This is a genomic window from Mycobacterium sp. NAZ190054 (assembly GCF_001545925.1).
Taxonomy (GTDB): Bacteria; Actinomycetota; Actinomycetes; order Mycobacteriales; family Mycobacteriaceae; genus Mycobacterium.
In genome coordinates this window covers 1-8,344 of record NZ_LMVQ01000160.1, presented here as the reverse complement: position 1 = coordinate 8,344, position 8,344 = coordinate 1, and the positions used below count along the sequence as shown (strand labels likewise).

Annotated in this window: 6 protein-coding genes and 2 pseudogenes; 6 read left to right on the top strand and 2 right to left on the bottom strand. The window is 68.8% G+C overall.

The features are described from left to right. Positions 1–220: 220 nt before the first annotated feature. Positions 221–1,072, top strand: a complete 852-nt coding sequence (locus tag ASJ79_RS13045) for an SDR family NAD(P)-dependent oxidoreductase (RefSeq protein ID WP_067955752.1) — start codon at positions 221–223, stop codon at positions 1,070–1,072. Positions 1,073–1,076: 4 nt separating this feature from the next. On the opposite strand, the gene glpK is transcribed toward ASJ79_RS13045, so the two are convergent. After that, on the bottom strand, positions 1,077–2,594 hold the full coding sequence (gene glpK / locus ASJ79_RS13040) for a glycerol kinase GlpK (protein ID WP_067955750.1): 1,518 nt from the start codon (positions 2,592–2,594) through the stop codon (positions 1,077–1,079). Positions 2,595–2,612: 18 nt separating this feature from the next. Between glpK and ASJ79_RS13035 the strand changes: the two genes are divergently transcribed. The 3 genes and pseudogenes from ASJ79_RS13035 (at position 2,613) to ASJ79_RS13025 (ending at position 5,574) form a co-directional block, all read left to right on the top strand. Further along, entirely contained in the window at positions 2,613–3,365 is a 753-nt protein-coding gene (locus ASJ79_RS13035) for a class I SAM-dependent methyltransferase (protein ID WP_369803659.1), read from the top strand. 10 nt (positions 3,366–3,375) lie between these two features. After that, positions 3,376–4,853 (top strand): annotated as a pseudogene (locus ASJ79_RS13030) (glutamate--cysteine ligase). 43 nt (positions 4,854–4,896) lie between these two features. Then, on the top strand, positions 4,897–5,574 hold the full coding sequence (locus ASJ79_RS13025) for a cyclopropane-fatty-acyl-phospholipid synthase family protein (protein WP_067955748.1): 678 nt from the start codon (positions 4,897–4,899) through the stop codon (positions 5,572–5,574). A gap of 6 nt (positions 5,575–5,580) precedes the next feature. Here the strand turns inward: ASJ79_RS13025 and ASJ79_RS13020 are convergent, their stop codons facing one another. Beyond that, complete coding sequence (locus ASJ79_RS13020) at positions 5,581–6,975, bottom strand: cation:dicarboxylate symporter family transporter (RefSeq protein WP_067955746.1); 1,395 nt, start codon at positions 6,973–6,975, stop codon at positions 5,581–5,583. Between the two features lie 136 nt (positions 6,976–7,111). Between ASJ79_RS13020 and ASJ79_RS13015 the strand changes: the two genes are divergently transcribed. After that, entirely contained in the window at positions 7,112–7,693 is a 582-nt protein-coding gene (locus ASJ79_RS13015; protein ID WP_067955744.1) for a TetR family transcriptional regulator, read from the top strand. Positions 7,694–7,705: 12 nt separating this feature from the next. After that, a pseudogene (locus ASJ79_RS13010) lies at positions 7,706–8,344 on the top strand (cytochrome P450); the annotation flags it as partial.

The following is an 8,344-nucleotide window of genomic DNA, read 5'->3' as shown; positions in this document are numbered from 1 at the left end:
ACCGCGCTGCGGGCGCGTTTCAGGAAATCCGCGAGTTCACGATTGGCGTCGGCCACGTTGCCATCATCGCAGAACCGTACGCCGACAACGTAGGACGGCGAGTCCTAGTTCGCGCCGTCCCCGGTCGGGCAGGGCCTGTTGTGCGCCCCCGTCACACGCCCCGCGCGCCCACACTGGAGGAACCAAAGCAGCTCGGCGACAAACGATTCGAGGAGAAATCATGCCCTACCCCACCGACACCCCCGCCACCTGGCTGGTGACCGGCACCTCCCGCGGCCTCGGCGCCGAACTCGTCCGGCAACTGCTGCGGCGCGGCGACAACGTCGCGGCGACCACCCGCTCGGCCGAGCGGCTGGGTGCGGCGCTGGCCGGCGTCGACACCGACCGCCTGTTGCCGCTGGAGGTCGATCTGACCGACGCCGCCGCTGTCGACGACGCGGTCGCGGCGACGTTGGACAGATTCGGGCGTCTCGACGTGGTGGTCAACAACGCCGGGTACGGATTCCTCGGCGCGGTCGAGGAGACGACCGAGGCCGACATCCGGCAGATGCTGGGCGTGCAGGTGTTCGGGGTCTGGAACGTACTGCGCTCGGCCATCCCGCATCTGCGTTCGGCCCGCAAGGGGCACATCATCAACGTGTCCTCGATCCTCGGCCTGACCGCGGTGCCCGGGTGGGCTCTGTACTGCGCCGGCAAGTTCGCGCTGAACGGCATGACCGAGGCGCTTGCGGCGGAGCTGGCCGAGTTCGGGATCCGGGTCACGATCGTCGAGCCGGGCTACTTCCGGACCGACTTCCTGACCACCGACTCGCTGGCGCTACCCGCCGCGGCCGGCGACGCCTACCCGGCGATCAGGGAGATGACCGAGCAGCATCTGCAGCTGCAGGGCAGCCAGCTCGGCGACCCGGTCAAGGGCGCGGCGGCCATCATCGACGTCGCCGTGACCGGTCAGGGGCCGCTGCACCAGCTGCTCGGCTCCGACGCGATCTCCTTCGCGCAGGCCAAGATCGACGCGTTGTCCGCGGATGTGGAGGCCGGCCGCGCGCTGGCGCTGAGCACCGACCACCGGTAGCGGTTCAGTCGACGTCGACCCAGTCCAGGGTGCGCTGGACGGCTTTGCGCCAACCCGCATAGCCGTCCGCGCGCTGCTCTTCGGACCAGTCCGGCGACCAGCGCTTGTCCTCCTGCCAGTTGGCGCGCAGATCCTCCGGGCCGTCCCAGAACCCGACGGCCAGCCCGGCGGCGTACGCGGCGCCCAGTGCCGTCGTCTCGGCGACGACGGGTTTGACCACGTCGACGCCGAGCACGTCGGCCTGGATCTGCATGCACAGGTCGTTGGCGGTGATGCCACCGTCGACCTTCAGAACCTCAAGGTGCACACCGGAATCGGCGGCCATCGCGTCGACGACGTCACGGCTCTGGTAGCAGATCGCCTCCAGCGTCGCGCGGGCCACGTGCGCGTTGGTGTTGAACCGGGACAGCCCGACGATCGCGCCGCGGGCGTCCGAGCGCCAGTACGGCGCGAACAGCCCGGAGAACGCCGGCACGAAATAGACCCCGCCGTTGTCCTCGACCTGGCGGGCCAGCGCTTCGCTCTGCGACGCACCGCTGATGATGCCCAGCTGATCGCGCAGCCACTGCACCGCGGACCCGGTCACCGCGATCGAACCCTCAAGGGCGTACACCGGTTTGGCGTCCCCGAACTGGTAGCAGACCGTGGTCAGCAGTCCGTTCTTCGAGCGCACGATCTCCTCGCCGGTGTTGAGCAGCAGGAAATTGCCTGTGCCGTAGGTGTTCTTCGCCTCCCCGGCCGACAGGCACACCTGCCCCACCATGGCGGCCTGCTGGTCGCCGAGTATTCCGGTGATCGGCAGCTCGCCGTCGGCGGGTCCGGTCTCGACGGTCAGACCGTACGGTTGCGGCGACGACGACGGCCGGATCTCGGGCAGCATCTGGCGCGGGATGCCGAAGAATCCCAGCAGTTCGTCATCCCAGTCCAGCGTTTCGAGGTTCATCAGCATGGTGCGGCTGGCGTTGGTGACGTCCGTGACGTGCACACCGCCGCGATGCCCGCCGGTCAGGTTCCACAGCACCCAGGTGTCGGTGGTGCCGAAGATCGCGTCGCCCTTCTCCGCGTCGGCACGCAGACCGTCGACGTTCTCCAGCAGCCACTGCAACTTGCCGCCGGCGAAGTAGGTGGCCGGCGGCAACCCGGCCTTCTGCCGGATCACATCGCCGCGTCCGTCACGGTCCAGCGCCGACGCGATCCGGTCGGTGCGGGTGTCCTGCCAGACGATCGCGTTGTAGTACGGCCGCCCGGTGCGCCGGTTCCACACCAGCGACGTCTCGCGCTGGTTGGTGATGCCCAGCGCCGCGAGATCGCCGGTCGACAGCTTGGTCCGGTTCAGCGCCGAGGCCAGCACCGAGCCGGTGCGCTCCCAGATCTCGACGGGGTTGTGCTCCACCCAGCCGGCCTTCGGCAGGATCTGTTCGTGTTCGAGCTGGTGGCGGCCGACCTCGGCGCCGTCGTGGTCGAAGATCATGCATCGGGTGCTGGTGGTGCCCTGGTCGATTGCTGCGACGAAGTCGGCCATTCGTCCATGATGGACTACATGCCGCGACAGCCGAGAGACCTCACCGCGATGCCGCGTGGCGGACCGGACGCGTCGTGCCTGGACCGGCTGCTGTGGACGGGCAGGCAGGAGTACCTGGACCGCGACGACGTGGACGAGTCGGTGAAACGCAGCGTGATTCGCGCGCTGGACTGGACCGGCGAGGTGTTCGGCAACCACGACAAGTTCACCAAGACCGCCCTCGACGAGGTCGCCGACGTCCCCGATCCCCGGATCCTCGAACTGGGCGCGGGACACGGCGGGTTGTCCCGCAGGTTGTTGGAATGGCATCCGACCGCGCGGTTGACCGTCACCGACGTCGATCCGGCGTCCGTCGCCGCGATCGCGGCCGGGGATCTGGGGACCCATCCGCGGGCGACGGTACGGCAGATGGATGCGACGGCACTCGACGCCGCCGACGGCGAGTTCGACCTGGCGGTGTTCGCGCTGTCGTTTCACCATCTGCCGCCGGAGGCGGCGGCGCGGGTGATCGCCGAGGGCACCCGCGCGGCCGGCAAGCTGCTCATCATCGACCTGCCCCGCCCGCCGGCGCTGCTGCACGTGCTGCGGTTGGCCACGATGTTGCCGTGGGCGCCGGTGGTGCCGTTCGTGCACGACGGGGTCATCAGCTCGCTGCGCGCCTACAGCCCGTCGGCGCTGCGCGCGCTGGCCGCGTGCGCCGACCCGCCCGTCGACCTCGAGTTGCGCGGCGGGTTGTTCAGTCCCCAGGTCGCGGTGGCCTGGCGCCGATAGTCTGGGGCCCGTGGGCGAGGAACTGAAGCAGACAGAGTTCAGCCGCGCGCACCGCCGCGAGTACCGCCGCAAGGTGCAGTTGTGCCTCGATGTGTTCGAGACGATGCTGGCCCAGTCCAGTTTCGACTTCGAGAGGCCGCTGACCGGCATGGAGATCGAATGCAACCTGGTCGACTCCGACTATCAACCGGCGATGAACAACTCCGAGGTGTTGGAGGCGATCGCCGATCCGGCGTATCAGACCGAGTTGGGGGCCTACAACATCGAGTTCAACGTGCCGCCCCGCCGGTTGCCCGGCCGCGCGGCGCTCGAGCTCGAAGACGACGTTCGCGCGAGCCTGAACGCCGCGGAGTCCAAGGCCAACGCCGACGGCTCACACATCGTGATGATCGGGATCCTGCCCACCCTGATGCCCGAGCACCTGTCGGGCCGCTGGATGAGCGAGTCCACCCGCTATCAGGCCCTCAACGACTCGATCTTCACCGCGCGCGGTGAGGACATCATGATCGACATCGCCGGCCCCGAGCGGTTGAGCCTGCAGACCGCCACGATCGCCCCCGAATCCGCCTGTACCAGCATGCAACTGCATCTCCAGGTATCCCCGGCCGACTTCGCCAACAACTGGAACGCCGCCCAGGTGCTGGCCGGTCCGCAGCTGGCGCTGGGCGCCAACTCGCCGTACTTCTTCGGCCACCAGCTGTGGGCCGAGACCCGTATCGAGCTGTTCACCCAGGCCACCGACACCCGTCCCGACGAGCTCAAGACCCAGGGGGTGCGGCCCCGGGTGTGGTTCGGGGAACGCTGGATCACCTCGATCTTCGATCTGTTCGAGGAGAACGTGCGCTACTTCCCGTCGCTGCTGCCCGAGCTCTCCGACGAGGACCCGCTGGCCGAACTCGCCGCGGGCCGCACCCCGCAGCTGTCGGAACTGCGGCTTCACAACGGCACCATCTACCGGTGGAACCGCCCGGTGTACGACATCGTCAACGGCCGACCGCACCTGAGGGTGGAGAACCGGGTACTGCCCGCCGGACCCACCGTGCTGGACATGCTGGCCAACGCGGCCTTCTACTACGGGGCGCTGCGGACCCTGTCCGAGGAAGACCGGCCGCTGTGGACGAAGATGAGTTTCGCTGCCGCCGAGGCGAATTCCTCGCCGCCGCGCATCACGGGATGGACGCGCGGCTGTACTGGCCGGGGGTCGGCGAGGTCACTCCCGACGAGCTGATCCTGCGGCAGCTGCTGCCGATGGCCGACGAAGGGTTGCGCCGCTGGGAGGTCGCCACCGAGGTGCGGGACCGCTACCTCGGGGTGATCGAGGGCCGCGCCAAAACCGGCCGCAACGGCGCGGTCTGGCAGGCCGGCGCGGTGACCGCGCTGCAGGACCGCGGGATGAGCCGGCCAGACGCACTGGCCGAGATGCTGCGGCTGTACTGCGAGCGCATGCACTCCAACGAGCCGGTGCACACCTGGGACCTGCCGGCCTGACGCCACCTCCGGCACCGCGCGCGGGCGGGGTACCTTGGCGCACATGACCGAAGTCATGGACTGGGACGGCGTGTACCGGGGTGAGGGCGGGTTCGAGGGTGAGCCGCCGTGGAACATCGGTGAACCGCAGCCGGAGTTGGCGGCGTTGTGGCGCGACGGGAAGTTCCGCAGCGAGGTGCTCGACGCGGGGTGCGGTCACGCCGAGCTCTCGCTGGCGCTGGCCGCCGACGGCTACACGGTGACCGGCGTCGACATCAGCGCGACGGCGGTCGGCGCGGCGACGGAGGCGGCCGCGAAGCGCGGGCTCTCGGAGCGGGCGTCGTTCGTCACCGCCGACATCACCGCGCTGACCGGTTTCGACGGCAGATTCTCCACCGTCGTGGACAGCACGCTGTTCCACGCGATGCCGGTCGAGTCGCGCGACGCCTACCTGCGGTCCGTGCACCGGGCCGCGGCGCCCGGCGCGGGCTACTTCGTTCTCGTCTTCGCCAAGGGCGCGTTCCCGGCCGAGATGGAGGACGGCCCCAACGAGGTCACCGAACTCGAACTGCGCGAGGCTGTTTCGCGGTACTGGGTGGTCGACGACATCCGTCCCGCGCTGATCCACTCGAACGTGCCGAAAGGGATCCCCGGCGCGCCTCCGCCACCGTTGGATCTGCTCGACGAGCAGGGCCGGTTGCGGATGCAGGCGTTCCTGCTGTCCGCGCACAAAGAGGCGTGACGCCGGCTACCCCGACGGGGAGGTAGCCGTCCCGGCCGGCTCCCGGCCCGGCTCGGGGCGCTCGTCGTCGTCGTCGAGCATCGTGGCCTCGTCGAACGGGCGGTCGCCGTCGAGTGCCTGGTTGAGCCGGTCGCTGTCCACCGTGCCGGTCCAGGACCCGACGAGCACCGTGGCCACCGCGTTGCCGGAGAAGTTGGTCAGCGCCCGCGCCTCGGACATGAACCGGTCGATACCGACGATGATGCCGACCCCGTCGAGCAGTTCGGGCCGGTGGCTCTGCAATCCGGCGGCGAGGGTGGCCAGCCCGGCGCCGCTGACGCCCGCGGCACCCTTGGACGCGATGATCATGAACGCCAGCAGGCCGAGTTGTTCGGGGATGGACAGCGGGTCGCCCAGCGCGTCGGCGATGAACAGCGAGGCCATCGTCAGGTAGATCGCGGTGCCGTCGAGGTTGAACGAGTATCCGGTCGGGACCACGATGCCGACGGTGGCGGGCTTGACGCCGGCGTGCTCCATCTTCGCGATCAGCCGCGGCAGCGCCGACTCCGACGACGACGTCGCGACGATCAGCAGGTACCCCCGGGCCAGGTAGCGGACGAGCTTGAAGATCGACACCCGCGCCACCGTCCACAGCAGCGCCCCGAGCACCCCGAAGATGAAGATCAGGCAGGTGATGTAGAACGCCGCCATCAGCACGCCGAGCTGGATGACGGCGTCGAAACCGGTGTCGCCCACCACCTCGGCGATCGCGCCGAACGCGCCGATCGGCGCCAGCCACAGCACACCGATCAGGATCCGGAACACCAGCTTCTGCAGCGCCTCGATCCCGCGCAGCAGCCCCTCCCCGGACTGGCCCATGCCCTGGATCCCGAACCCGACGAGCAGCGCGACGAACAGGGCCTGCAGCACGTTGGCTTCGGTGACGGCGGAGAACAACGTCGACGGGATGATGTCGGAGATGAACTCCATTGTGCCGCCGGAAGACTCGGCTTCACCGGCCAGTTCGGCCCCCTTGCTGGGGTCGTGGGGCACGTTCAGCCCGGTGCCGGGGCTGATCAGGTTGCCGACGACCAGGCCGATCGCCAGCGCGATGGTCGACATGATCAGGAAGTAGCCGACGGCCAGGCCGCCGACCTTGCCGACCGAGGCGGCGGCCCGCACCTTGCCGATACCGATCACGACCGTGCAGAAGATGACCGGGATGATCATCATCTTGATGAGTTTGACGAACAACTCACCCAGCACGCCCAGCGATGCGGCCGTCTCCGGCGCGAGCAGCCCGACCACGATCCCGGCGACGACGGCGACGATCACCAGGAGATAGAGCCAGTGCGTGCGGTCGCGTTTGACCTTCTTCGGCGCCTTGTCAGGACCCGCCCCGTCGGCCTTGGTGGCAGTCATCGTCTCGCCTCTCCACGCGTGGTGAAGCGGGAGTAACCACAAGTGGCCCAATCCACACGCGGGCCTTGACCCGGGCCGGTCGCGATGTTTAGATCCGAACAACGTTCGAAATCGAACAGCGTTCAGAAGGGCGTGCATGGCCAGGACCCGCAGAGCAAGCGCCGCGCTGCCCTATGGCGCGCTCGACCGCGACCACCTGGTCAAGCACCTGCTCGAGTTGGCACGCCGGGTGGGGGTCGAGAACGTGACGATGCGTGCGCTGGCCACCGAGGCCGGCACCTCCGCATCGTCGGTCTACTACCACGTCAAAGACAAGGCGGCGCTTCTGGATCTGCTGGCCGAATCGGTGATCGAGAGCATCGACGTCCCCACCGACGGTGACTGGGAGCAACGCACCAGGACGCTCTACACCAACGCGTGGAAGGTCATGATCGACATCCCCGGCGTGGCCGCGATGCTTCAGCAGCGTCCGCTCACCGGCGCCGCCCACTCGATCGACCGGACGGTCAAACGCATCATGGCCGAATCCGGTTGGTCCGCAGAAGAAGTCGCGTCCGCACACGCCGTGCTCTACATCCATCTACTGGGCTCGGTGCAGTTGGAGCACCACCTGAGACGCAGCGGTATCGGGGGCATGTCCGGCGACGCCGCGCAGTCGGTCTTCCAGCACGGGCTGCAGGTGATCCTCGCCGGACTGCGCAGCTGCCACGGCTGGTGAGAGGAGATCGCCATGGCCCACCCCCTGCACTCGCCGGCGTTCTACGCCGGTGATCCGTTTCCGGCCTACCGGCAGCTGCGCGCCACCGACCCGGTGTGCTGGAACGACGAACATAAGTTCTGGGCGTTGCTCAAATACGAGGACATCCGTTACGTCTCGACGAATCCCGCCTGGTTCTCGTCGGCCAAGGGCATCACCGTCCCCGACCCGGCGATCGAGAACCCGGTGTTGGACGGCAGCCTGATCTTCAGCGACCCACCGCGGCACCGGCAGTTGCGCAAGCTGATCAACTCCGGGTTCACCCGGCGCCAGGTGGCCGTCCTGGAACCGAAGCTGCGTGCGTTCGCCCGGGCAGCGCTCGACGCGATCGACCCGTCGGGCACCGAGTTCGCCGAACAGGTCGCCGCGCCGTTGCCCACCCGGATGATCGCCGAGTTGCTCGGCGCCCCCGACGAGGACTGGGAGCAGTTCCGAACCTGGTCGGACGCCACCGTCGGCATGGACGACCCGGACGTCGAGCTGGACACCTTCGCCGCGCTGGGCGAGCTGTACCAGTACTTCCAGGCCCAGATCGCCCGTCGCCGCACCGGCACGCTCCGCGACTCCGACGACCTGCTGTCCGTCCTGGTGGCCGCCGAGGTCGACGGCGTC